Source organism: Vibrio sp. Vb1554, assembly GCF_033344235.1.
This window is the reverse complement of the sequence record NZ_JAWPOJ010000004.1, coordinates 169162-194744: the sequence shown is the minus strand read 5'-3', so window position 1 is coordinate 194744 and position 25583 is coordinate 169162. Positions and strand designations below refer to the sequence as shown.

Genomic DNA, 25583 nt, shown 5'->3' with positions numbered 1-25583 from the left:
CACTGAGCCCAAACACAGCCGATTATGTAGGCATACCATAACGCACTGCTAAAGCTTGTGGATAGCCTCGCTCTTGAGTGAGTTTAATCGCGTACTGCTCGACCTCTTGTTCAGACCACTTTACAGCGACCGGATGCTGTGTTTCCACATTTTGGTTAGGATCGATGTCAAACCAGAATTGAAGCATTTTTTGCGCTGCGAGTAGTGTCGATGACGCTTTTACCACCTCTATTCTCGCGTAGTGGTTATCTTCAAAAGTCACATCTGCCGCTCTGAGTACTGGATCTGTTCCGGGAATTTGCTGAGCGCCAAATAATGCTTTTCCTCCTTTTACAGCAGAGTGATAGTCGGGAATGAACTGTGCCATGTGTTTGATGGCGTTGTTCGTTCGCTCTTCTAACACTTCTTCTCTCCAGCCGTTACGGATCTTCGAGAGTAAAGGCATAGGCAGTTCAGGTTGAGCAGATGAGTTCGTGCTCTCTACTAAACCATCTTCAAACAGCGTGATTCCTTTTGTCATACCATGAAGTTGAAAGTAACCATCGCCATAAGGCGTCAATTGAGCCATTCCTTTATCGGTTCCACGCGGGCCATGAAAAATAACTTCTGGCCATTGTTGTTCACAGTCTGCCCACCTCGTAACGTAAGCGGCTTTAAACTCCACCAACCTGTCACGCTTGGCACCAACTGTGTTGTCAATTGAGCCTGTTTCAAAGCCACACGCGTTAACCAAGTAGTCGCATGTCATCAGGTAATCGATACCTTCACGTTCATAGCCAAGTTGCCAGTGTTCCCCCATCCAATCGGCTTGCTTAAACCTTGCTTGTGTGAAGACCGAAGCATTAGGAAGCGTATCTAGTGTTAAGTTGGCAATTGCGGCGAGGCGAAAAACACTCCAACCATATTCTTGAACTGCGACAACAGGATACTTTAGCGCTTCAAGATCAGCATGTTGAGCAAAAGGAATGCACCACTCATCGAAGTTTGTAGGATGACTTGGTTGAGTACGTTGCGCGAGAGCTTCTAGCTCCGCTTTTGAATACAGTTTGTAGTATTCACTTGGCTCGCCGAGCACTTTATTACTCTCATCTTTATCAACGAGCGTTTGATAAGCACTTTTCACAACCTCTAATCGCGGAATTAGTGTGGATGGGTCTCCACCATCGGAATGAGGAACCGCGATGATTGTCGGACGAATATTCAGTGAAAGCGGATACAGGCGAACAGTATCAATAGATTGTGCTAACAAGTCTAAGCATTGTTGCTCGGAAATCTCTCGATATAAATTACCACCAGCATGCAAATGACAAATGGGTGGACCATTTACTAGTGATACGCCCTTCTCTATTACGGAAACTTTAAAACCCAGCTCCGCAAAATGAATTGCTGCTGTTGCACCTGCTACACCGCCACCAACAACAGCGATATGCTTATCTTTATAACTTGGAAACTCAGACTTCATTGCTTCACTAAAAATTTTATAAGGAAAATTCTTTACTAACGGTGGATTCTACTCGTGTTTGGACTTGATTAAAATCACAAAAAGTTCATGGGTTTGCGAAATATCCAACAGCGCCTGTAAAGTGCATTAAAGTAGAAAAAATTTGCGAAAAAGTACTTGACGACATGGTTAAGAAGACACTTTTTTGTGTCTATGTGAATAAGAATTTCACTGTAAGACCCATGGCGCAAAGCCTGCAGAAACACCCCACTTTTTACCCCATTTAGTTATCCCAAAAGTTATCCACTGTTTTTGTGGATAACTAAAATAAAAGTGTCATGGAGTGTTCCAAACTTGATAACACTCGCTGCGCTTAAGTGTTTACTGGCGTTAACAATCTTTTCAACAAACTCATCACTACAAGTGCCAACGTAACAAATGTTACAAGCGGTAAAGCTATCCACAATTCGGGGTGAATTTGTGCATTGAGATCGAATCCATATGTCATGACTGCGGCCACACAAACTTCCGCAGCGAATACCGCAACACCACTAGCAATCAACGCCATAATTCCGTACTCGGCCCACAGGGTTGTGTTGATCCGTTTCTTACTTGAACCTAATGTGCGATACAAACGAATCTCTTGTTGACGTTGGGACAAGCTTAACCTCAGTAGAGTAAAGATGAGCAGCAGACCAGCAACAACGCCTAAAAGAGCAAGGATAGTGATTGCTGATACGATTTGCTGAATCAAAGCCTGAATTTTCTCGCCCATAGTTCGGATATCTAAAACAGAGACCGTTGGGTGAGCACGTGACATTGACGTCAACAACGCTTCATTTCCTTCTTCAATCCTATAACTGATGAGGTAAGAACCAGGTAAATTAGCCATCACGTCAGATGAGAAAATAAAATAAAAGTTAGGCTTCATGTCACGCCATTCGACATAACGGATGGTATCTACTACTGCATCGTAATTCTGACTGTTTATTACAAAGCGCAGCGTATCACCGAGTTTGATGCCTAAGTCATTTGCTACATCCGCTTCTACAGATACACTCCCTTTGTTTGTCCATTCACCCGAAAGCACATCATTATATTCTGGTAGGCTATCTCCCCATGTCAGGTTTAGCTCTCGACGTATCGCGTCAGAACCTTCTCCTTCGTAATCAATCTCCTTGACGTTTTGACCGTTGATCTCTGTTAGTCGTCCACGAATTATTGGATAAGCTTGTGACCGCGTAACTCCATTTTTATCTAGGGTTTCTAGGTAGTTATCGAGTTCATAATCACCAATGTTCAATGCGAACACATTTGGCGCATCTGCAGGTAAGGTTCTCTCCCAATCAGCGAGAATATCGCTGCGCACAAGCCAAATGATAGACAGCAACATTAAAGATAATGCCAAAGCACCAAACTGTAGACCGCTGGTTACTGGCGTCCGGTTGATACGACTCAACGCAAGCTTCATTGCAGGATGGGTTGAAACACGTGCAAACAGCTTTGTGAGTATGACGCTAACTGCTGCGAGTACCACAAACAGTACCGCTATACCAGTGAGCACGATCCAAACTAAGGTGTTATCTGCATACAGTAAAAGCAGTGGAACAACGGGAACTAGAACAAGTAACATTCGCTTCCAAGAACGTTGCGCTTTACCCTGCTGTAGCACTTCTAACGCGGGAGTTTTAATCAAGCCTAACAATGGTATACCGAGAGCGGGCACCGTAATCAAGACTGCTGAGATAAATGCCACCAAAAATGGTGTGACGCCGTAACTAGGGAGTGGTTCGGGTAATAAGTCTTTGAGTGGAATGCGTAATAAATACTCCAGCCCGCTCCCTAGCAGTAGGCCGACGACACTGGCACTAATGAGAAGGATTGTGACTTGAATAAATAACCACTTTTCAATCCATCGGCGGCTCGCACCAAGACTTTTCAACATCGCAATAGTTTGTGTCCGGCTGTTCACGTAATTTTGACAAGTAAGAACCAATGTTGTCGCCGCCATAATGATGACAATTGCTACGGTCAAAGACAGATACTGCGTCGTACGTTCAAAAACCTCATTACTACGACTGGCAGTATCTTGCGTGCGCCAGCGATCGCTCGGAGAAAGCCGCGTATCATCTTGTAAGCTCTTTAGTGTTTTATCATCGGCTTGTAAAAACAGACGGTATTGAACTCGGCTCCCAACTTGAATTGCTCCTGTTTTATCTACGTCACTTTGATGAATGTATGCAGAAGGCATTTGCTGAAATGGATTAAAGCTCAAGCCAGGTTCCATCAATACTGCGCCTGATACAGTAAACTCGGCATCGCCTATCGTGACACTGTCACCTGACTTTACGCTTAGTTGAGTCATAATCCGTTCATCAAGCCAGAGTTGGTTCTCTTTAACGCGACCGGCCGGATTATTTTCAAGAACGAGCTCTCCCATTAAAGGGTAATTATCATCCACCGCCCTTACAGAAATAAGCTGCATACCATTATCGCTAAATGCCATAGTGGCAAATCGCGTCATCATCGAACGTTCAAGGTTTTCAGTCGAGGTTAACAACGTGTCCGGAATGGGATTAGCAGACACAAACACCGCATCTGCCGTTAATGCATCCTTCCCCTGCTTGACGATCACCTGCTCCATTCGTTCTGCTAATGCAGAAAGCGCAAAGATACTCGCAATCACGAGAATAAGAGCAACGCTAATAGGCCAAAGGTTCCCCTGCCTTATTTCGCCGAAACTCCAACGTATCAAACTTTTATTCGGCGAGTGCTGTGTTGTACTGTTTTGCTCTGTGGATGTTGCTTCACTTGATGATACTGCAGACATTACATCTCCTCCTTAAGCTCACCCGCCTCCATACGATAAATACGGTCACATCGGCTTGCTAGATGACCATCGTGTGTTACTAAAATCAGAGTTGTCCCGTGCTGTTCATTAAGATCGAATAGCAGCTCAATCACTTTGTCTGCGGTTTGATGGTCAAGATTGCCGGTAGGCTCGTCTGCGAACAACAGCTCAGGCTGTGTCATAAATGCACGCGCTAGCGCAACTCGCTGTTGTTCACCACCAGATAACTGGTTTGGTAGATGATCGACACGTTTTTCCAATCCAACAGCAGCTAATAATTCCGCTGCTCTTGCTTCATCTTCGGCTTCACCACGTAAAAGACAAGGAAGCGTGACATTACGTAATGCACTCAAACTCGGGATTAACAAGAAACTTTGGAAAACGAAACCTAAAGAGTCAGCCCGAATTTTCGCACGTGCTTCATCGTCCAGTTTTGATAATTCATGACCTAATAAAGTAATTTCGCCTGATGTCGGCGTATCAAGACCAGCTAGCAACGTCATCAATGTTGACTTACCTGCACCGGAAGTTCCGACGATGGCGATTTTTTCTCCTTTTCGGATGTCAACATTTACGTCTTTGAGGATTGTTAATTGTTCTTGATTAGTAGAGACTTGTTTAGAAACCAAATTGGCTTGAACAATAGGTGCATTAAGTACAGGTGTTTGCATGATTCGTATACTTTCCTTAGTTCTATTTTTTTGCTTTTCCGCTACTGCACATGCGAGCGAAAAGCTACTTGTCTTGGGTGATAGCTTGAGTGCAGGCTATCAGATGCCGATCGAAGAGAGTTGGCCTAGCTTACTCCCTGATGCGTTGTCAGAACATGGTCAAGATGTAACAGTTATTAATGCCAGCATTTCTGGCGATACCACTGGCAATGGCTTAGCACGGTTACCTCAGTTGCTAACTCAGCATAGCCCTGACATGGTACTTATTGAGTTAGGTGCCAACGATGGCCTAAGAGGTTTCCCTCCTAAACTTATTACGTCGAATCTTTCAAAAATGATTACCATGATAAAAGATTCTGGTGCGGACGTTGTCATGATGCAAATTCGGGTTCCGCCTAATTATGGTAAGCGCTATAGCGATATGTTTTACGATATCTACCCTAAGCTTGCACAGCATCAACAAGTTGCCTTGATGCCATTCTTCTTAGAGCATGTTGTCACCAAACCAGAATGGATGATGGATGATGGCCTTCACCCAAAACCAGATGCACAACCTTGGATCGCTGATTTCGTTGCTCAAGAATTAATTAAACATCTCTAATTTTAATGGTCTAGCTCAATAAGTTTTACGTAACTTTACGTTAATCTATTTTCAATTCCACTCATCGAGGATAGATAACAACATGCGAATAGAACCGTTAATTCAAGGTGTTGTTGCTCGCTCTGCGCACCCCAAAGGGTGTCATGCATCTATTAAAGAGCAAATTGAATACGTAAAACGCGCCCCACAGATCAAAAAAGGCCCAAAACGGGTTTTGATTATTGGTGCCTCCTCTGGTTTCGGCCTAGCGGCCCGAATAGCCCTAACGTTCGGTGGCGCTAACGCCGATACCATTGGCGTCTCATTTGAGCGTGGCCCTTCAGAGAAAGGGGTTGGGAGTGCGGGTTGGTATAACAACGTCTTTTTTAAGAAGGAAGCAAATCAAGCCGGGCGTACCGCAATAAATATTGTTGGCGATGCATTCTCTGGTTCGGTGCGCAATCAAGTGATTGAAGCCATTGAAACGTACTTTGAGGGTGAAGTTGACTTAGTCATCTATAGCTTGGCAACCGGTGTTCGACCTAAACCTGAATCTGATGAGTTTTGGCGCAGTGTCATTAAACCGATTGGTGAACCTGTCACTGGCGCTTCTATCATGCTGGAGAACGATAAGTGGATAGAAACCACCTTAACGCCTGCAACAGAAGAGGAAGCCAATGCCACCATTAAAGTAATGGGCGGCGAAGACTGGGAAAGCTGGATTGACACCCTCATCAATAACGACTCTATTGCAAACGGCTGCAAAACCATCGCCTTTTCTTACATGGGCCCTGACATTACGCACCCAATTTATCTCGATGGTACGTTAGGTCGAGCGAAAATCGATTTACACCAAACCAGTCATTCATTAAACCTCAAACTCGCCAACTTTGACGGCGGTGCTTACGCAACCGTGTGTAAGGCGTTGGTGACGAAAGCCAGTGTATTCATCCCTGCGCTAAGTCCCTACCTGTTAGCGCTTTATCGAGTGATGAAGGAAAAAGGTACTCACGAACGCTGTATTGAACAAATGCAGCGACTGTTTACTACGAAGTTATACGATCAAGAGAAAGTGCCAGTTGACGGTGAACGCTTGATTCGAATAGATGACTTGGAACTTGAACCGCAAGTTCAACAAGAAGTCCACGCTCTTTTAGAACAGATGAATGCTGATAACTTTAAAGAGATTGGTGATTACCAAGGTTTTAAAGATGAGTTTATGAAGCTCAATGGCTTTAACTTTGAAGATGTCGACTATTCGCAAGACATTTCTATTGAATCGTTAATGTCGCTTAAGCCTTGATGCTTGTTACCTGTTTCAAGGATGAGATATGTGACAACTATTCCTAGTCCTGAACACTTTTCAGGACTTTTTTTTGTTTCGAGCCCTAGCCACCCTATACTTAATTAAAAAGCGAGAACAAAATAGAGCAGTCTGCATTTTTAATTCACAGGAAGTGAAACCACGTAAAGGATGACCTATATGGGGAGATTGCAAACATTAGACTACGAAATCCCTGAGTCTATGCGAAGAAGTTGGCAAGAAATCGTCAACTTACTGGCTCAAATAACACACGTACCCACCACATTAATTATGCGTATCCATCCGGATCGCATAGAAGTAAATACATCTAGCGAAACTCTAGGTAATCCTTATCGTACTGGCGATGCAGAGCAGCTTGGTAACGGTTTGTATTGCGAGCAAGTTATAGAACAGAAAGGCGAGCTTGTAATCCCCAATGCGCTTGAAGATGAAGAATGGCAAAATAACCCAGACATCAAACTAGGCATGATTTCTTATTGCGGCTTACCGCTATTCTGGCCAAATGGGGAGTCATTTGGAACAATCTGTATGCTTGACTCTGAGAGAAACGAGTACAACGATAGTTACCGTCAGTTGCTTGAAACTTTCAAAGATTCAATCGAAGCACAGCTTTCAGTTGTGTACCAACAACATAAACTTCAGCGACTTAACACCGAGCTAAAGAGTCGAATTGAAAATCGTACCACGGATTTAGCCCAGTTAAGTTACTCCTTAACACAAGAAATTGATCGCCGTAAAGCCGCGGAAAAACAAGTGAGCTACCAAAAAACACATGATCAGGGAACTGGATTTCTAAATCGTTCTGCACTTGAGAACATTGTCCAATACACCTTACAGTCCCTTGATAGTGATCAGCAATCGCTTGTGGTCATCAACATTGGTTTTAGTAACGCTCGCAGTATTCAGACCAGGCACGGGTTCGAGGTCTTTGACAACATTTTAAAAGAATTTCACTCCAGATTAACCAGACACGGTGCTAGCGGATTTATCACTGGTAGACCAAGTTCGAATGACATGGTTTTATTGATTTGGGGAGAGGATATTGAAGCTCGGTTAAATCAACTATTAGATGATATCACTAAAATTAGCGTAGATGGATTTGTCTTCAACAAAACAGAAATACATTTGCACACGTATATCGGTATAGTTCAAGCTTACAAAGATTGCAGCAATGCTAAGCGTATCCTTCAACATGCATGTTACGCGATGCTTCTATGTAAAGAATCCGGCGAACCTTTTAGTTATTTTAGAGAAAATCATTCGGCGGATCTCAATAGTCACAATGAACTGGAAAGTTACCTTTTACAAGCAGTGCGTAACGACGATTTAGTGTTGTACTTTCAACCTCAAGTAGACTCCAAAACACGTAAATGGATTGGCGCAGAAGCCTTGCTTCGTTGGAGACATCCAATACTTGGCGACGTTTCCAACGAAGCATTGATACATATGGCCGAACAAAACGGGCTTATCTTTGAAGTTGGCTCTTTTGTTCTGCGTACCGCGATAGACAAAGCGAAACAATGGTCTGAGTTAATCGATAACTTCAAAATTGCCGTCAACGTTTCTCCCATTCAATTACAAAACGTAAATTTTGCAGAACAAGTGCAACACCTACTCGACACTTTCCATTTGCCAGCACACTTTCTCGAACTCGAAGTAACCGAGAGCGCTCTAATTGCTGATGAAATAGTAGCACGCACAACGTTAAATAAGTTGCATAAACTAGGTGTGACATTGTCACTTGATGATTTTGGTACAGGATATGCTTCGTTCAGCTATTTAAAGAAATATCCGTTTGATGCCATCAAAATTGATAAAAGCTTCGTCCAGCAAATGGAAAAGTCAGATGATGATCGCGAGATCATTTGTTCAATCATACACATTGCAAAAAAACTGGAACTCCAAGTAGTGATCGAGGGCATTGAATCCCACCAACAAGAGCAGTTTCTTATTGGTGAGGGTTGTGATATCGGACAAGGTTTTCTTTATGGTAAACCTATGCCTTGTAATGAATTTGAGCAAAGTTTGTTTAATCAGCGCCTTTCTGGCGGGCAATACGCCTACTCTTCCTAAGCATTCTCTTTACTATGAGGGCGGTGGTTTCTATAATCGCCGCCCGCTTCTATTAAAAGGCCAATATCTTCATGGATCAGTTGACTGCCACGCTTAAGAAAATTGAAAAGCAGAACTACCGAGCTTATCAGCAAATCAAAGGTCAATACGACTTCACTGATTTCACTTTGTTTATCGATCATGTACAGGGTGACCCTTATGCATCGGCGTCACGTTTTCGTGCGACTCGCGCATGGTCTTTGACTGGTCTTGAGTGGCTAAGAGACGAGTCTCCTGCATTTCAAAGAGCTGCACGTGATTTTATTGCGCGTAGTTTTGAACAGTTTGCTAAACAAGAAAACTCAGTATCAATTTCACTGACAGGCCAAACTGTACTGGAAAGCACCGCGGTGTTGTTTACTGAAGAAGGTATTGAACTGCGTTTTCGAGTTAACTTACCAGCCGAAGGTCGTTCAGTATTGGGGAAAAAAGCCAACAACATACTGACTTTCCACCTGCCTAAGTTTATCCGTCGAGCAACTTTAGAGCGTGAACTCGACAAAGCCGTTTTAATTAAGCACTGCCAAGTTGTTGAAGACCAAGATGCCCTACGAGAACAGTTAGAGGCCAATAACTTAGTCGCGTTTGTCGCAAACGGCAGTATTCTTCCTCGAATTGCAGGTAATTGCGACCTTCCAATGAAAGAAGCCGTTGAGTTTAAAGCCCCTGAATCTCTACAAGTCACTTTACATGCGCCAAACAAGGGCCATGTCACAGGATTAGGAATTCCAAAAGGTATCACACTGATTGTAGGTGGTGGCTTCCACGGTAAATCTACCTTATTAAATGCAATAGAGCGTTCAATTTACGATCATATTCCAGGAGATGGTCGCGAATACATTGTTGCCGATAACAAGGCTATGAAGATTCGTGCCGAAGATGGCCGATGCGTACACCACTTGAACCTGTCAAACTACATCAACCATTTACCGATGGGTAAAGATACGGCGGACTTTTCTACTCAAGACGCATCAGGCTCAACGTCGCAAGCCGCTTGGCTTCAAGAGTCTATTGAAGCGGGTGCAAGCACATTATTGATTGATGAAGATACTTCTGCTACCAACTTCATGATTAGAGATGAGCGTATGCAGGCATTGGTGGCAAAAGGTGATGAGCCAATTACTCCTCTCGTCGACCGCATTGGTCAATTACGAGATGATCTTGATATCTCTACCATTATCGTTATGGGTGGGTCGGGCGACTACTTAGACGTTGCCGATACCGTCATTCAAATGCACGACTACCAAGCCGTTGATGTGACTGAAAAAGCGAAAGAAGTTATCGCTCAGCACCCTACTCAACGCCATAACGAGTCGGAAGAACGTTTACAGACCTTCCCACCTCGAGCACTAAACCGCGTTGCTTTGATGAATATTCTGACTGACGGCAAGTTCCGTGTGAATGCGAAAGGCAAAGAGTCACTTCGATTTGGTAAAGAGTTTACTGATCTTAGCGCTTTGGAACAGATAGAGTCAGCCGATGAAGTCAACACAATTGGCTGGTTATGGTTCCAAATTGCTCAACTTCCAGGTTGGTGTAATCATCCGGCGAAGGAGATTGAAGAAATGCTGTCTGGTGAGTGGCATGCCGCTCTTCCTAAGCAAGGCGACTTAGCCAAACCACGCACACTAGACGTTATGGCTGCCCTCAACCGCATGCGAAAATCTCAGTTTAAGTCATCATGCTAGTTTTGATACGCTGACAGGGACAGTTCAATCAAAAGGCAGCTATAGTTAGCTGCCTTCCTTTATCTTTATTCTTAGCGAATCATTCGTTTCTCAGTACATTCCACGCTTCACAAAGAACTCTAAATCTTTCTGCATCGCCATTTTCTCGATCAGGATGCCAACGAAGCGCGAGTTTTCGCCATTGTTTTCTAATTTCCGCAGGCGTAGCGTCAGTGTTAAGTTCAAATAGTGACAGTGCCTTTGTCTTATCTACGCTGGCTACTGACGAACCACCGATGAACTTTTGATAAGTTGTCCAAAATTCATTCAACAGTCGACGCACTTCATCTTCGTCCGCTTCGTAATTGCGCCAATCTAAGTAATACTCACGCAAAGGATCATGAATATCGATCTTATGCTTCAAAGCTTCCATCGAAGACATGAGCTGAATATCCATGGCTTCGACTTGAAGCCAGCTATCCGGATACAGAGTGTCTTGCAGTTGATATAATGCATTCATGATCAGGAAATTTCTTTTGAATAAATCCTTATCGGGAGAGTCGTCCAGCTTTGAAATATAACCTTGTTCACCCAACGAGCTTGCCAAGGTGTGCACTTTCCAATTAGAGGGCTGTTTTCTCAGAATTTCTAGCATTGGCCAAAGCAGCGGATTTTCTATTGCATGAGGCTCAATACTATTGACAGTACGTTGTCCTTCCATTCATCCTCTCTGACACGAGTTTAGGGCCCCATTCACGGCACAAAAAACATAGTTTCCACTTTGTAGCATAAATGCAAAAAGGCCGATAGTCATTCACCATCGGCCTTTGTAAGGAGATCACGTAAAGGTTAAATAACCCCTAGCTCACGTAAACGTTCCATAAGGTAGCTATGTGCAGTGTAGCGCTCAGATAACACCACTTCCGGCTTTGGATGCAGGAACAACGGTAATGAGATACGTGACTTTTCTTGACGGCCACCCGTAGGGTTGATTACACGGTGAGTCGTTGAAGGGAAATAACCACCTGACGCTTCTTGAAGCATATCACCAATGTTGATGATTAAGTTCCCGAAGTCACATGGTACATCGATCCAATCACCCTCTTTACTCTTTACTTGCAGTCCAGGCTCATTGGCAGCAGGCAAAACCGTTAGCAGGTTAATGTCTTCATGCGCAGCAGCGCGAATAGCGCCGGGCTCTTCTTCGCCTGTCATCGGTGGGTAGTGAAGCACGCGTAGTAATGTTTTGTCGCTGTTATTGATCATTTCTGACAACGCGATAGAGAACTTCTCTTGAACGTCCTTAGGTGCGTACGCTTCAACCCAACCTAATAGCTCTTGAGCAAATGCATTGGCACGCTCGTAGTACTCTAAGATTTCAGCTTTAAGCTGCTCTGGGATCTGCCCCCAAGGGTAAACATGAAAGTACTCTTTGATGTCTTTCACTTTGTGCCCTTTCGCTACTTCAGACACTGAAGGTGGGAAATAGCCATCTTGGGTGTCTACGTTAAAGTGAAAATCATTCTTTTGATCTGAACAGAAAAACTCATGCCAGTTTTTGTAAATTGACTCTACAAGCTCTTGTGGAATCGGGTGGTTTTTCAACACACCGAACCCCGTTTCGCGTAGAGAGGTAACGAACTGTTGAGCAGCATCGTCAGCAAGATAATCGACAGTTTCCAGTTTCATGGCTTTACTTCTTTTTTATTAGACTGAATCATGGATTCTATGGATGGGCATGTTGTAAATCAAACTTTAATGAAAAGTGCACGCGCAAACGTTTTAATGTTGAGCAGTTTGCCAATAAATCAACATTTTCAGTGATCAAAAAACCCATTAAAATATCAATTGCACACCGTTCAATTAAGTGCAATCATTAACACAATCTATGGAGTCCCACTGTAAGATAAATTGAAGGATCAAGTAACTCTATGAAAAGCACCTCGACACTCTTAGGATTAACGATTTTTTATGCCATCGTGTTTTTATTTTCTGCGTTGGAACCTAACTCACGCGCAGTTTGGTTTGCGGAGATTATCCCGGCGATTGGTATTCTTGTTGCTATTTGGGCGATTTCGATTCGCTATCAGTTCAGTAATACGGCTTACTTTTTAATGTTCATCTGGCTCTGTTTGCACACTATCGGTGCGAAATATACGTTCTCCGAAGTGCCGTTTGACTGGTTTAACGACATGATTGGTTCAGAGCGAAATAATTTTGATCGCGTTGCGCACTTTTCAATTGGCCTTTACGCATATCCGATCGCTGAATACTTGATAAACAAAAAACGGTTCAACAAAGCGTTCTCTTGCTGGTTTGCTTTGTTTGCTATCATGTCACTTGCTGCTGGCTATGAGATTATCGAATGGTGGTATGCGGAGTTGGCTGGTGGCGATGAGGGAATTGCCTTTCTGGGCTCGCAAGGTGACATATGGGACGCCCAGAAAGATATGTTGTGCGATACCGTTGGTGCAGTGTTGTCGTTATTCTTAATGTCGGCTCAACGTCGATTCTCTCAACCATTCTAAATAAGGGTTAAACCCATCAACAATTGGAACCTGTACGATTTGAGCTACCTCGTATTCGTGCAGGTTTTCTATTTTCTCTTCCACCAATTCATAAAGTTCTCGACGAGTTTTGATCACCAGCAACCATTCGTTGTCAGTACAAATCTCCCCTTTCCACACATAGTGACTTTCAATAGGCATCGTTTGAATACACGCGGCTAATTGAGCATCTAGCAAACCTTTAATGATCTGATCTCGATTTTTTTCATTACTGGTTGTACTTAAAACCATGCAATAGTCATGTTTCATACTCATTTTCTAGCCCTTTATTATTTCATCGTCACTTTGCCGCCAATCATTTTGTAAGCGGGGGTTCCTCTTACTAAAGTATCTCTTGCAAACTCTTGTCCGCAAGCGGGGCAAATACATGGGGTTTGTGTGAAATCGTCAACAATGCGCTCTTTGAAGCATTTAACCAGTGCGCCTTTCCCGCCTTTACGGTACTTAAATAGTTGAGTTTTACATTTAGAGCAAAAGATATCGACGGTTTTCGTCGGTTGTTTTTTATTCGGTTTCGCCATGGTTACTTTCTATATCCGGTTTGACCCATACATTATTAAAATCAAACCAACCTAAGGCATTACACTTTGCATTTTGTAACGCGCCGCTGTGGTCTTTATTCACGCCTAGCCAGCAGTGAAACATAGGAATCACCTGACAGCTTTTTACTAACTGTCGTCCTAGCTCACGCGCAGGAAAGTCTGTGTGCATGCCGGCACGCCATTGATCGACAAGTTTAGCCCATTCACTAAAATCGTAACCTGAACTGAACTTCTCAATATCACTGTAATCCAGGAGCCAGCCCGCCAACGCGTCATTTCGGTTCGTTGCAATGCCCATAGCTTTCACCCAGATATCCACTTCCTCCGGTGCGGGCGGTTGAGAATCATAACGAATAAACTCAACCTCGATACCGTGCGGTTTTAAGAGTGTCTTGATGGCCTTGGCAACTACTGGAAACATCGGATGCTTTTTCTGATACGCTACGGAAATTACCTTATTAACCTGTGGTACGCTGCCCGCTTCTGCTGGCCTAAGATCAATCCAACCGGGCTTAAGGCCAAACGCTTGCAATACTCCCAGTTCCATCACTTTATCTTGTGGAACATGCGCGTAAATCTGGTGACTGTTGAGGGTTTGCGAGAGGAACTCTGCCCAACGTGGATCTTTTGCAATCCCGGTGTTTTTGTTTAGTAATAGGAATGTACAGCCAGGGTCCAGCTCGACTTCATCGGATGAACCTTGTTTATCCATCTTCGGTTTTGACAGGCTTGGATAAACCATTGAAGAATAGGCTTCATCGATTACCCACACCTCCACTTGGTCAAGTAAAGGGCGAAAACCAAAGTAGCCATCAAAAGCAGTCAAAATAAGACGCTTATCATCATTCATTTTAACTTGGAACGGCCCTGTCCCTATCGGTTGTCTATCGAAGCTTTCAGAACGCAAAGCACTCGGTAGCAAAATTTTTGCTTGCGACTCACTCAGAGCCAGAGGCAGGTAGCGATCAGGACGGACGAGCTCAATATCAACGGTCCACTCTTGTGGCGAAGACACCCGCTTTATGTGAGAAAACAAGTTCAAGCTATTTAACGCAAGCACACTTTCAAGAACACAACTAGTTGTTAACGGTTCACCGTTATGAAAGCGTACTCCACGACGAAGATAAAAACGCCAATGTGTATCAGAAATTGCTTCCCACGTGTGGGCTAAATCTGGTTGAAGTTGTTCATTTTCATCAAGGCGAGTGAGTCCGCTAAAAATTTGTCTGGCGATGTGCTGTTCAGAACGCCGCATCGGTTTCTGCGGGTTTAACATCGACAATGGTCGATAATAAGGCAAACGCACGACCTGCTCGCCCTGTCGATGCTGAAGCCCTAAATAACCTTGGATAACCTGCGTCAATCGTGCCGCATCGTTATCAAGCGCATCTAGAGCCTGACCGATTTTCCCTTCATCGAGATAACGCCTGGCGAGGTTTTCGCTGACGTCGCTTCGATTACGTTTAAAAACGAGTTTCGAAAGTTTTCCTCGACCCGCTGCCGGATGCCACTCAATCCAGCCCTCTTCTTCAAGTTTATTTAGAACAATACGAGCATTACGACGTGTACAAAACAACGCTTCCGTGATGTCTTCGAGCTGAACGTCCGTATCGTGACCGGAAAATTTTTCAAACAGTGTTTCGAACTGAACACGTAAACGAGGGCTACTCATAAAGAGGAAATTCTTATCTTGTTGTCGACAAGCTAAGTTTCCTCATTTTTACCAAAAAGTGCAAACATCACACTATAAATTATTGAATATCGATACCAATTTCTCGCGAAAGTTCGGCCAGTTGTTCCTCGCTGTCCAGCTTGATAGACCATTTGCACTCTGCTCCATGAGATAAAACAACGTTCGCTCCTCTACCCAGCAACTGAATTGCATCGGTTTGCGCTTGCAAGGTTACCATTGCGCTGCCGGAGATCTTAATCACTATTTCACGCTGGGTTGCAATGATTTTTCCTAATGAAAACTCAATCACCATCTTAGTTTATACCGACTTTGTTTTATGTTGTTTCACAGCGATGGTCAAGCGACTGGTACACACTAAACGGCCTCGCTCATCAGTGATATCGATTTGCCACACTTGCGTTGAAATACCCAGATGAAGCGGTTTTGCCGTACCAATCACATGACCACTTCGCATGGCTCGCACATGGTTCGCGTTAATATCTAAACCGACGCAGTAGCTGTCCTCATCGACAGAGAAGTTTGCAGCCAATGAGCCTAATGTTTCTGCGAGCACGACTGATGCACCACCGTGAAGCATTCCTAAAGGTTGATGAGTAAAGCTGCATACGGGCATGGTTGCTGTAAGGGAGTCGTCAGTGAAATCTGTATATTTAATTTGTAGGTGCTCGATCAGGGTATTTTTTGACGTGGCATTCAGAATCTCTATGCTTACGGGCTTTTTCCATATACTCATTGCTTTACTCTTAGTTTCACAAACTGGTTTGTTAGGTTGTAACGATGTGCTAGGAAGTTAGCATAGACGCTACTTGGGCATAACTTCAAGACGTAACATCTCACCTTCTTTATTAAGCAGATGAATAACTTGATCCATGCATCATGTTACTATTTGGGTATATACTATTGCTTCAAAACAAAAAATTAAATGGAGCCTGTTATGAAGGTATGGATGAAAGCCTCTGCTCTTTTAACTATCGCGGGTTTAACAGCGTGTAGCGCATCACCGACGGGTCGCAACCAGATCCTGATGTTTTCAGATCAGGAAATGTCATCGCTTGGCGCTAAATCTTTCGAACAAATGAAGAAAGATATCCCAATCAGCAAAGATCGCAAAACGAATGCCTACGTTCAATGCGTTGCCAAACACATCACTGACACCATTCCCGCTCAATCTGGATTTAAAGACTGGGAAGTCGTTGTTTTTGATAGTGAACAAGTCAATGCGTTTGCTCTACCAGGTGGAAAGATCGGCGTGTATACCGGGCTTTTAGATGTCGCGAAAAACCAAGATCAGTTGGCAACAGTTATTGGTCACGAAGTCGCTCACGTCCTCGCTGACCACAGTAATGAACGTCTTTCACAAAGCCAGTTAGCAAATGCAGGGTTGTCTCTAGCAAACGTTGCCATTGGCGCTTCCGAGTACAAACAGTATCAACAAATGACGATGGCGGCACTTGGTGTCGGTGTTCAATACGGTGTTATCTTGCCATACGGTCGTACTCAGGAATCCGAGGCTGATATTGTCGGGCTGGAATTCATGGCAAAAGCAGGTTTCGACCCACGTCAAAGTGTCGATTTATGGAAAAATATGAGTGCTGCATCAGGTGGTTCTCAACCACCTGAATTCTTCTCAACCCACCCATCGCACAGTACGCGCATTAAAGATTTACAAGCAACCATAAATAAGCTGCCTGCGTATAACGCGAAAGCACCAAGATGTGGCTAATTCATTGCTACTTGCTACTATCGTCTACTACTTAAGCTTGCCAAATAAAAAAGCTCCCTAGGGAGCTTTTTAATGATTCTAATCAAGTGCCCAATATCTGTAGCGGCAAACTTAACAAACTATCTCCGAGAGTGGCAAAATACCAGATGATAGAAACAAAACCTCCGACAGAGACCAAGTACCAAGCCAGTGAGAATAGCTGCCCATAACGGGTTAATGGCAATAAATGGCTTTGATGTCGAGCTCTCCATTCCATCACCACTTCCAACATTCCCATTAACAATAAAAACCCTAGCAACGTCAGACCGAAATAGTAACTGATAAAAATGCCTAATAAAGCGGTCGCAATACTGCCAACTAACCCGACCCAAGTATTCATTGAGAAGGTAATACTTTTGAGCACATGGCCACCATCTAATGGTAAAATAGGCAGCAGATTAAATAGGTTTAGCAAGGCGTTAAACACGGCAAGCCCAGCGAAGATCACCTCACCAGTCATCCAATAAAGCAAAGTAAAAACAATACTAAGTACTAAACCGAAAAATGGCCCCATGATTGAGATAACCACATCCTGCCAGCGCGTGTTTATCTTTTCGTCACTTAGCGCCAAACCACCTAGGAATGGAATCAAATAGATTCCTTTGGTCTTCATTCCAAAATACTTCATCGCTCTAATGTGACCATATTCATGAAAAACCAAACAAGCGATCAACGCTAGCGCGAACTCGATGGAAAATAGCCAAGAATATGCAGCGAGACTTGCAGACGCTAACGCCACTTTAATAACTTTCGCACTTTTAAGTGCTTTCATCCCAAGAGATACGAGGCCTATTACACTTAAACGCTTTTCGGATGGTGGCGTAACTTCTGGCACTTGGCGCTCGATGTCTTTTTCATTTCGACAACCTTCATTGATGAGCTCACCGTTAATTGTGACCTTGTAACTCAATTCAAACGGTTGCCATGTTAAAGAACACTCTAAATGACAGTTCAGGATTTCCTCACCCGCAGAGAGCCTAAACTGGTGTAGACAAGTCTCTGCGGTATTGTCACTGGCATCGATTTGAGACACCAACGTATTATCCCAATATAACTGCTGCCACCCAGCCATCGATCCTTCGAGCCTTAGCGAACGACCTAAAAATTCAACATTCAGTAATTCCAATGCGGTTCCTATTGCGTCTATTGAATAACTACATAGCGAGCGCGAATTATGCCTGTGAAGTGAAGAAACAGCAAAGCGAGCTATCTCTTGATTTGATCGTTATTTAACTATAAAGCTCGCAAAACAATTCTGGTCGTACCATTCTCTTCAAAAATATAACGATAATACATGCCCTTACAAGCCATCGTTTGACCTATGCATCATATTTAAAACGCAAAATACGCTCAAACTTTGACAAGTTATTAAACATACAATTAACATTACATTTACATCACCGTTGTATTTCGCGTATTAACAATTGGTGTAAGTACCACACAACAATTACAAGGACTTCGGTCCAGCATTATGACACCCTAGGAGGGTCAAGGATGAACAAGAAGCACTGCTCTCTGCTTACAATTTCAATATTGTTTGCGTGTAATGCCCACTCAGCGGGCTTCCAGGTAGCTGAACATTCGGCATCTGGTCTTGGTCGAGCATTTTCAGGTGAAGGGGCTGTCGCAGATAATGCCAGCGTCCTTGCTCGTAACCCTGCAGCAATGACACTTTTCAAAGAAGCTCAATTTTCGGGCGCGTTATCTATCATCGACCCTGAAGTCGATGTGTACGACACTGTAAACAATGAACACGCGAAAGATGTCGCCCCTTTACAGATCGTGCCAGCAGGTTATTACATCAGCCCTATCAATGATAACTGGGCTTGGGGTATCGGTATGTTCACAACATACGGTGTTGCTACTGACTATCCAAATGATATTTCCGCTGGTGATATGGCGGGTGACACTTCCCTACTTTCAGTAAACATCAACCCTAATGTCGCTTACCGTATCAACGAGTCTTTCAGTGTCGGTGGTGGTATCAACCTAGTATACGCTGAAGCAGAGCTGACTCGCCACAAAGGCGCACTTGCCGGTATTTTAGGTGGTAATAAGTCCGATAACCTTGTCGGCATGGAAGGTGAAACTTTCGCTTGGGGTTGGAATGTCGGCGCTTTATTTGAGCTAAATGAAAACAACCGTTTTGGCTTTGGCTACCGCTCTAAGGTTGATCTAGATTTTGATGACGGTGAGTTTAGTAGTTACGACTCTGCTCGAGCTTCATCACCAAAAGTTGATGGCCGTTTAAAAATCTCTCTCCCTTCAATTATCGAATTATCGGCTTTCCATCAACTGAATGAACAATGGGCTGTACATTACGGCTGGCAACAAACCGACTGGAGCACATTTAAAGAACTAAAAGCGACCAGTAACGAATGTAATGACGGAGTATGTTTCTTTAAACCTGAGAAATATGAAGACAACAATCGCTACTCCGTTGGTGCAACTTACATACTTAATACAGACTGGACATTCCGTGCAGGCTTTGCGTACGACGAACAAGCAGGTGAAGCGACATTGAGTATCCCTGACAGTGACCGTTTTTGGTACAGCGCGGGCCTAACTTACGCAATGAGTGAGAATTTAACTTTCGATGCAGGCTTTGCACTTGTTAAGAGTAAATCAGGCTCTTTCACTGAGACAAATGCTCTGGGTGAAGAGATTAAGTTTGACTCAGAAGGTACTGCTTACATCAGCGCGGTACAGATGAACTACACCTTCAAATAATGGGATTACGGAGTAAACCAATGAAACACACGTTTAAATTATCAATGCTTTGTTCTGCAATCCTTCTTGCTGGTTGTGGTGATGATACCTCCAGCTCTGGTACTTCCGACAAAGTTCAATTTGAAGATGAAGTCCAAGCATTGCTTGATCGCGAAACATCCATCAGTTTTACGCTTCAAGGAGCGAACGCAGATGTACCGGCACCGTCTTACTTATTAATGGACACAAGCGATGGTACGCTTGGTCTGCCAACTGATGGCGATGATGCTTTAACCAACCCTAGAGCCTCAATGAACACGATGGATGGATGGTCAACGTCTATGCCAATCGTTCTTAACTTCAACGGCGACGGTTTTGCAACGGGCATGCTGTCGTCTGGTGTTAAAGTCATCAAGATTAACCAACGCTTAACCGAGTGGGACGGTAAATCTAACCCAATCGAAGAGGTACTCGTTCAGAATCAGGACTACGTAGTTCAAGCAAAAGGTAGCTCTCTATACATCCAGTTCTTGGCTGCACTTGATGAGTCAAGCGAGTACATTTTTGCGGTTACACAAGATGTTACTGACGTGAATGGTGAGCCAATTGGTACATCAGCAAGTTATGCGACTGGTAAATCGAAAGAAATCGTTTATGAAACTGGCGACCTTGCTTCTGTTCAAGCAGTCACTCAGGCGGTTGAAGGCATTTTTGGTCTAGCTCAAGTTAATCCTAACGACATCGTTTACTCCTCATGGTTCAGTACCCAGTCTGTAGGTGATACGTTAGCGGCAGTCAAAGGAGTAACCGCTACTGGTTTTTCTACTGGCGCAAACACACTAAATACCGTTTACAAAAATGACTCAAACGAAGGTTCAGTAGACTTATCAACGGCCTACACAATAACGCTCGGTGAAACCCAAGACTTTAGCACTGCGCTAGACTCTGACGATGACTTTAGTAAATACATTAGCGATCTAGACGCAGCTAAAACGGCAATTAAAGGCCTTTACATGCAATCAGGTGCCGATGTAAGCGTGACACAAGGTGTGGTAAGACTGCCTCATTACCTGGAAAAAGGCGCAAGCTGGAACATGCAACCAATGGTATCTGCGATGCCAAGCCTAGCGAAGCTAAGCGCAGCATTAGCGGATCCGAACGAGCAAGCAAACATGGTTCAGCAGCTATCAACAGGCGTTTTTGCAAATGATCCTGTTGATGTGACAAAGCTTGCTACAGATCCTACAGAGCAGCTAAAACTTGTTGGAGCTAAGCTTACTCTTACCGATGGTACCCAGCTTGATAGTGAGCGTATTATTACTCGCTACTCGCCTGTTCCCGTAGTGAAATCGGTTGAAGATGTCGAAGTACTGGTCTTCACACCTAAATCTGGCGTCGCGACAGACGTTGTGATTTATCAACACGGCATCACCTCAGCGAAAGAGAATGCGTACGCGTTCGCGTTCAATATGGTAAAAGCAGGTGTGGCAGTTATCGCTATTGACTTACCTATTCATGGTACGCGCAGCTTAGATGAACAACGTTCCGCAAATGCGAATGTACTGGCTTATCTAAATCTTTCCAACTTAGCCGTTGCGCGTGACAACCTACGTCAAAGTGTTCTGGATGTGTTAGGTTTACGCGCTAGCTTGGTAGTATCTGCTCAAGGCGGTCTTTTAGCTGGAGGTCCTCTGCAAGGCTTCAACCCAATGACGGGTTCAAAAGTCAAAATGCTAGGTCATTCACTTGGCGGTATTGTAGCTACATCTGCCGTCGCAGCAGCAAACAATACATTGGGCAGCCCTACTGCGGATGCGCTGTACACCTTTAGTTCTGCATCAGTACAGAACTCTGGTGGACAAATTGGTAATTTGTTACTGGGTTCAGACAATTACGGCCCTCAGATCAAACATAACCTCGCTTATGCAGCATCAAAAGACTATGCGAATTACGCTGATGCATCATGTGCGGATCTAGAAGATAAAACATGTTACGAAGCATTTGAGGCTGCGGCAACGGAAGCTCAAGTAGCAGCGCTAGAAGCAGGTTTCTCACAATTTATCTATGCAGCACAGACTACACTAGACACTGTCGATCCGTTCACAAACGCTTCAGATTTAGTGGCACCTGGTTCGCTAACGACACCATTCTTTATGACAGAAGTGGATGGCGATAGCACGGTACCAAACAGCGTTCCAAATGCACCATTCGCGGGTACTGAACCGCTTGCTAATAAGCTAGGGTTGAAGACTGTGAACAGTACGGACACTACTGTGAATGCAACTGCAAGCTTTGTACAGTTTAATGCTACTGCATCGCACAGTACTTTTGCTTCGCCAAATGGCACTTTGTCTGATATTGATCATCATGTAGAGATGCAGATGGAAAACACTGACTTCTTAATGGATGACGCACTAACAGGTGTCACTAACACTTCTGTTTTGAAGTAATCGCAACACCCTTCCTACCAAAGCCCAGTTTCTACTGGGCTTTTTCATTTAATTCTATTCAAACCCACTCATATTTCCTCTGCTATAGTTAAATCGATGTCTTTGCCTAACTCACTTGTTTAAAAGGAAAACTCTATGCGCGTATTGACTGTTATTGCCACTGTATTACTTCTTTCTGCATGCGGAAGTAGCCAATATCTGATGTCGACAAATGAAGGGAAAATTATCACCTCTTACGGTAAACCAGACCTGAACGAGGAAACGGGTATGTACGAATATGAAGACATGGATGGTAAAGAAATGAGTATTTCAAAAGAGCAAATTGTCCAGATTGTCGAACGTTAACGACAGGCCCTCTGTAAATTAGAGGGCTATGTTCTAGCCACCCTCTCTCTAAATTTACCTCTTTTAAGCTTGTAATCGTTGTAGAAATTGACACAACTAATTCATAAGCCAAAACAATTAATAGTGTCTTTTATACTTCCGTATTATTTATTTAGCGAATATTTTACATCTTCACCTTAATCAGGTTGGAGTATTGTAAAATCTAGTCTTTAATTCGCTAACACCCTTTTATTTCTCAGGATAAAGTGGATAATACCGCCACAAAATAACATTACTAAGGTGAGTCCTTATGTCTATTGAAGCTACTCTGCTTGCGCGCTGCGAGTCAAAATGTGAACTGTGTTCTTCTGAATCTCAACTAACTGCATACGCTGTCCCACCTCACGGTAATGTGACGGTTGATACTGCCATCATGGTTTGTGATAAGTGTCTGGGTGAGATCGATGAGCCAAAAGACATTAACCACTGGCGTTGTCTAAACGAAAGCATGTGGAGCCAGGTTCCTGCTGTACAAGTGACTGCATGGCGCCAACTCACTCGCCTAAACACAGAAAGCTGGGCTCAAGATGCTCTTGACATGATGTACATGGAAGAAGAGCAAATGAACTGGGCAATGAAAGGGATGTCTGCTGACGATAAAACGGTTGACTGTAACGGCACTGAACTTAAGAAAGGTGACGATGTAACAGTAATTAAAGACCTACCAGTAAAAGGCACTAACCAAGTAATCAAACAAGGTACAGTGATTCGTGGTATTAGCCTTGGCGATGACCCAAAGCTAGTTTCGGGTAAGGCAAATGGTGGTCAGTCGATGTACGTGATCGCAGAATACTGCCGCAAGAAGTAATATCGCACTTCAGTCATGTCAAAACGGGGCACCAATGGTGCCCCGTTTTTCTATACAACACTTAATCTACTATCATGTCTACCTCCTCTAGAGTGTTTCTTTTCTAGGGAGTAGGTTGAGTAGGCATGTTTTACAAATAAAAAAATACCGGCTCATAGGCCGGTATTTCTTACACTATTTCAATATTAACGGTACATACCGATGTCTTTTTGAATATGTGCTGACAAGTCTTCTGCGTAGTAACTGCGTGGCGCAGTGTTATCTACAAATAGAATGTCCAGTAAGTGAGCAATCAGTCCTTTGAAGTTAACCGCGTAGGTTTTCTTATCCATAGAGGTTGGTAAAGCTACATTTGTCATTTGCATTGCTTGTGCCATGATTGCCTCTCTTTAAAAGCAGTAGTCTGTTTAGTTGGTTGTATATTAGTCAGTTTCTTATTGTTTAAGAAATGACAAATTTTACCCATTCAAATTAGAATTTCTAATAAAACAAACTCATTACAAAACTCAAAAATACAAATGAATAATAACGGCATAAATAATCAAAATTGCTGTAATTACATTGAATAACTGAACATTACCTGCATAATCGCCCCTTAAGCAACAACATATATTTAACAATATTTTTCGTTACTTCTTTTGATTTTAGTGCTTACTTTATATTTTTTGATTAGTAATATTAACGCTAGTTTGACGCTTCGCTTTATTTTTTAGGAGTGATGCCACCACTGCCGATGTCATCACAACAACTAAAAATGTGAGAGACCATGCTGTCGGAATCTCATATTCTGTTCCAACCAATAGCATTTTTACCCCGATAAACATCATGATTACTGATAATGCTGGTTTTAAGTATACAAACTTGTCTAACATTGCTTGAAGAACAAAGTACAGCGATCGCAAACCCAATAATGCAAATACGTTCGCGGCTAAGACTAAAAATGGCTCTCGCGTTACCGCGAATATAGCTGGTATAGAATCCAACGCAAACATAACGTCCATTACTGCAATGACACCAACAACGATCAGCATCGGTGTTGCCACCCACTTACCAGCTTGCTTTAAGATTAAGTGATTTCCTTGGTAGTCATCTGTAACTGGCAATACCTTTCGAATCAACTGCTCCGGATATGGATTAACTTCTTCTGCTTCGCCTTTGTCGCGAGCTAGCTTAACACCTGTCCAAATAAGGAAAGCAGCAAATAAGTACAATACCCAGTGATACTGTGCAAGTAACTGAGCACCAACCGCAATCATGACAGCACGTAAAACTAGCGCACCTATCACCCCCCAAAGCAATGCTCTCGGACGCAAATGCTCCGGCACACTGTATTGTGCAAAGATGATGGCAAACACAAACAAGTTATCAACGCTTAACGACTTCTCTAGTAAGTAACCAGTTAAGAATGAAATCGTTGCTTTGTCGTTCGTATAAGCGCTATGTGGCGCGTAAAAGTCCCAGAATAAATAAATAGAACCTGCAAAAACAAAGGCAAGCAAGAACCAAAAAACACTCCAAACGATGGCTTTTTTCATCGTGATAGCGCCACCACGTGTTTGATAGATATCAAGCGTAACAAGAACAAGGGTAAATAAACCAAAAGCACCATACATCGCTAATGATTCTTGAAGAGGCACCGATTGGCTCAATTGGGTGGTATTTTCGATAAGAGACATATTTCCTCCCATGGCGGAAGGACTTCGTTTGGTGACCTTCCGCATACAATAACAACCAACAGCCACATAACGATTATGTGCTGCTAGTCAATGAATGCGTTGGTCTCGTTGAAGTGTTGATGTGAATAAACCACGTAACACCTTTACTTACCGGATAAGCTGATGCTTAACGAGATGACGATAAGTAAACTTGCGCTAACTACTCCCCAAACGTCGACATAATAACGCCGAGCGTCAGGCTTTCCAACAAAAAAACCTTGTCTTATCGAAATAAAATTCTTATCAAAAATCAGGAAGCACTATAAAAAAGAAAGAAATGGATTCAACCACCGCAACTATAGTAAAC

At 43.4% G+C, this 25583-nt stretch carries 23 protein-coding genes; 10 read left to right on the top strand and 13 right to left on the bottom strand.

All coding sequences use genetic code 11. The features are described from left to right. Window positions 1–22: 22 nt before the first annotated feature. From R8N28_RS05730 to R8N28_RS05720, 3 genes are all read right to left on the bottom strand, one after another. Window positions 23–1462 carry an FAD-dependent oxidoreductase gene (locus tag R8N28_RS05730; RefSeq protein WP_065275283.1) on the bottom strand — a complete coding sequence of 480 codons (1440 nt, stop codon included), beginning with the start codon at window positions 1460–1462 and terminating at the stop codon, window positions 23–25. Window positions 1463–1814: 352 nt separating this feature from the next. Next, window positions 1815–4271 (bottom strand): ABC transporter permease, encoded by a 2457-nt coding sequence (locus tag R8N28_RS05725; protein WP_065275282.1) that lies wholly within the window; start codon window positions 4269–4271, stop codon window positions 1815–1817. Beyond that, window positions 4271–4963, bottom strand: a complete 693-nt coding sequence (locus R8N28_RS05720) for an ABC transporter ATP-binding protein (RefSeq protein ID WP_054575180.1) — start codon at window positions 4961–4963, stop codon at window positions 4271–4273. Before R8N28_RS05720 ends, R8N28_RS05725 begins: the two co-directional genes overlap by 1 nt. On the opposite strand from R8N28_RS05720, the gene tesA reads away from it, so the two are divergent. From tesA to R8N28_RS05700, 4 genes are all read left to right on the top strand, one after another. After that, a complete protein-coding gene (tesA, locus tag R8N28_RS05715; RefSeq protein ID WP_005376324.1) occupies window positions 4962–5564 on the top strand; it encodes a multifunctional acyl-CoA thioesterase I/protease I/lysophospholipase L1 in 603 nt (200 codons plus the stop codon). The genes R8N28_RS05720 and tesA overlap by 2 nt on opposite strands. A gap of 82 nt (window positions 5565–5646) precedes the next feature. Next, window positions 5647–6846, top strand: coding sequence for an enoyl-ACP reductase FabV (gene fabV / locus R8N28_RS05710; protein ID WP_054575179.1), 1200 nt, complete (start codon window positions 5647–5649; stop codon window positions 6844–6846). Between the two features lie 180 nt (window positions 6847–7026). Continuing rightward, window positions 7027–8940 (top strand): sensor domain-containing phosphodiesterase, encoded by a 1914-nt coding sequence (locus R8N28_RS05705; RefSeq protein WP_017821934.1) that lies wholly within the window; start codon window positions 7027–7029, stop codon window positions 8938–8940. 71 nt (window positions 8941–9011) lie between these two features. Beyond that, on the top strand, window positions 9012–10667 hold the full coding sequence (locus tag R8N28_RS05700) for an ABC-ATPase domain-containing protein (RefSeq protein WP_065275281.1): 1656 nt from the start codon (window positions 9012–9014) through the stop codon (window positions 10665–10667). Between the two features lie 79 nt (window positions 10668–10746). Here the strand turns inward: R8N28_RS05700 and R8N28_RS05695 are convergent, their stop codons facing one another. Beyond that, complete coding sequence (locus tag R8N28_RS05695; RefSeq protein ID WP_054575177.1) at window positions 10747–11367, bottom strand: DNA-J related domain-containing protein; 621 nt, start codon at window positions 11365–11367, stop codon at window positions 10747–10749. 128 nt (window positions 11368–11495) lie between these two features. Next, window positions 11496–12335, bottom strand: coding sequence for an isopenicillin N synthase family dioxygenase (locus R8N28_RS05690; RefSeq protein ID WP_005376329.1), 840 nt, complete (start codon window positions 12333–12335; stop codon window positions 11496–11498). A gap of 242 nt (window positions 12336–12577) precedes the next feature. Between R8N28_RS05690 and R8N28_RS05685 the strand changes: the two genes are divergently transcribed. Then, the gene (locus tag R8N28_RS05685) at window positions 12578–13174 is read left to right on the top strand and encodes a DUF2238 domain-containing protein (protein WP_005376330.1); all 597 of its coding nucleotides are present in this window, start codon (window positions 12578–12580) and stop codon (window positions 13172–13174) included. On the opposite strand, the gene cutA is transcribed toward R8N28_RS05685, so the two are convergent. The 5 genes from cutA to R8N28_RS05660 form a co-directional block, all read right to left on the bottom strand. Continuing rightward, window positions 13136–13468: a divalent-cation tolerance protein CutA gene (gene cutA / locus R8N28_RS05680; protein WP_005376332.1), complete on the bottom strand. Its 333-nt coding sequence runs from the start codon at window positions 13466–13468 to the stop codon at window positions 13136–13138. The two genes, R8N28_RS05685 and cutA, sit on opposite strands and share 39 nt — an antisense overlap. Window positions 13469–13482: 14 nt before the next feature. Next, the gene (locus R8N28_RS05675; protein ID WP_005376334.1) at window positions 13483–13734 is read right to left on the bottom strand and encodes a hypothetical protein; all 252 of its coding nucleotides are present in this window, start codon (window positions 13732–13734) and stop codon (window positions 13483–13485) included. Beyond that, window positions 13718–15427 carry an SgrR family transcriptional regulator gene (locus R8N28_RS05670; protein WP_054575176.1) on the bottom strand — a complete coding sequence of 570 codons (1710 nt, stop codon included), beginning with the start codon at window positions 15425–15427 and terminating at the stop codon, window positions 13718–13720. The genes R8N28_RS05675 and R8N28_RS05670 overlap by 17 nt, the downstream gene beginning before the upstream one ends. Before the next feature lie 79 nt (window positions 15428–15506). Then, window positions 15507–15740 carry a DUF3389 domain-containing protein gene (locus R8N28_RS05665; RefSeq protein ID WP_054575175.1) on the bottom strand — a complete coding sequence of 78 codons (234 nt, stop codon included), beginning with the start codon at window positions 15738–15740 and terminating at the stop codon, window positions 15507–15509. A gap of 6 nt (window positions 15741–15746) precedes the next feature. Next, a complete protein-coding gene (locus R8N28_RS05660; protein ID WP_054575174.1) occupies window positions 15747–16181 on the bottom strand; it encodes a hotdog fold thioesterase in 435 nt (144 codons plus the stop codon). 201 nt (window positions 16182–16382) lie between these two features. On the opposite strand from R8N28_RS05660, the gene R8N28_RS05655 reads away from it, so the two are divergent. Further along, window positions 16383–17171 carry a M48 family metallopeptidase gene (locus tag R8N28_RS05655; RefSeq protein ID WP_017634168.1) on the top strand — a complete coding sequence of 263 codons (789 nt, stop codon included), beginning with the start codon at window positions 16383–16385 and terminating at the stop codon, window positions 17169–17171. A gap of 82 nt (window positions 17172–17253) precedes the next feature. Here the strand turns inward: R8N28_RS05655 and R8N28_RS05650 are convergent, their stop codons facing one another. Then, a complete protein-coding gene (locus R8N28_RS05650; protein WP_054575173.1) occupies window positions 17254–18282 on the bottom strand; it encodes a site-2 protease family protein in 1029 nt (342 codons plus the stop codon). 422 nt (window positions 18283–18704) lie between these two features. Between R8N28_RS05650 and R8N28_RS05645 the strand changes: the two genes are divergently transcribed. The 4 genes from R8N28_RS05645 to R8N28_RS05630 all read left to right on the top strand — a co-directional run bounded on the left by R8N28_RS05645 (window position 18705) and on the right by R8N28_RS05630 (window position 23561). Then, window positions 18705–19940, top strand: coding sequence for an outer membrane protein transport protein (locus R8N28_RS05645; protein WP_054575172.1), 1236 nt, complete (start codon window positions 18705–18707; stop codon window positions 19938–19940). 20 nt (window positions 19941–19960) lie between these two features. Next, entirely contained in the window at window positions 19961–22369 is a 2409-nt protein-coding gene (locus R8N28_RS05640) for a VolA/Pla-1 family phospholipase (protein WP_065275279.1), read from the top strand. 135 nt (window positions 22370–22504) lie between these two features. Further along, complete coding sequence (locus tag R8N28_RS05635) at window positions 22505–22714, top strand: YgdI/YgdR family lipoprotein (protein ID WP_017634171.1); 210 nt, start codon at window positions 22505–22507, stop codon at window positions 22712–22714. Window positions 22715–23003: 289 nt separating this feature from the next. Continuing rightward, window positions 23004–23561 carry a PhnA domain-containing protein gene (locus R8N28_RS05630; RefSeq protein ID WP_005376350.1) on the top strand — a complete coding sequence of 186 codons (558 nt, stop codon included), beginning with the start codon at window positions 23004–23006 and terminating at the stop codon, window positions 23559–23561. A 185-nt stretch (window positions 23562–23746) separates the two neighbouring features. Here the strand turns inward: R8N28_RS05630 and R8N28_RS05625 are convergent, their stop codons facing one another. Beyond that, on the bottom strand, window positions 23747–23938 hold the full coding sequence (locus R8N28_RS05625; RefSeq protein ID WP_005376351.1) for a hypothetical protein: 192 nt from the start codon (window positions 23936–23938) through the stop codon (window positions 23747–23749). Window positions 23939–24217: 279 nt separating this feature from the next. Continuing rightward, the gene (locus R8N28_RS05620; protein WP_031781325.1) at window positions 24218–25237 is read right to left on the bottom strand and encodes a TerC/Alx family metal homeostasis membrane protein; all 1020 of its coding nucleotides are present in this window, start codon (window positions 25235–25237) and stop codon (window positions 24218–24220) included. Window positions 25238–25583: the final 346 nt, after the last annotated feature.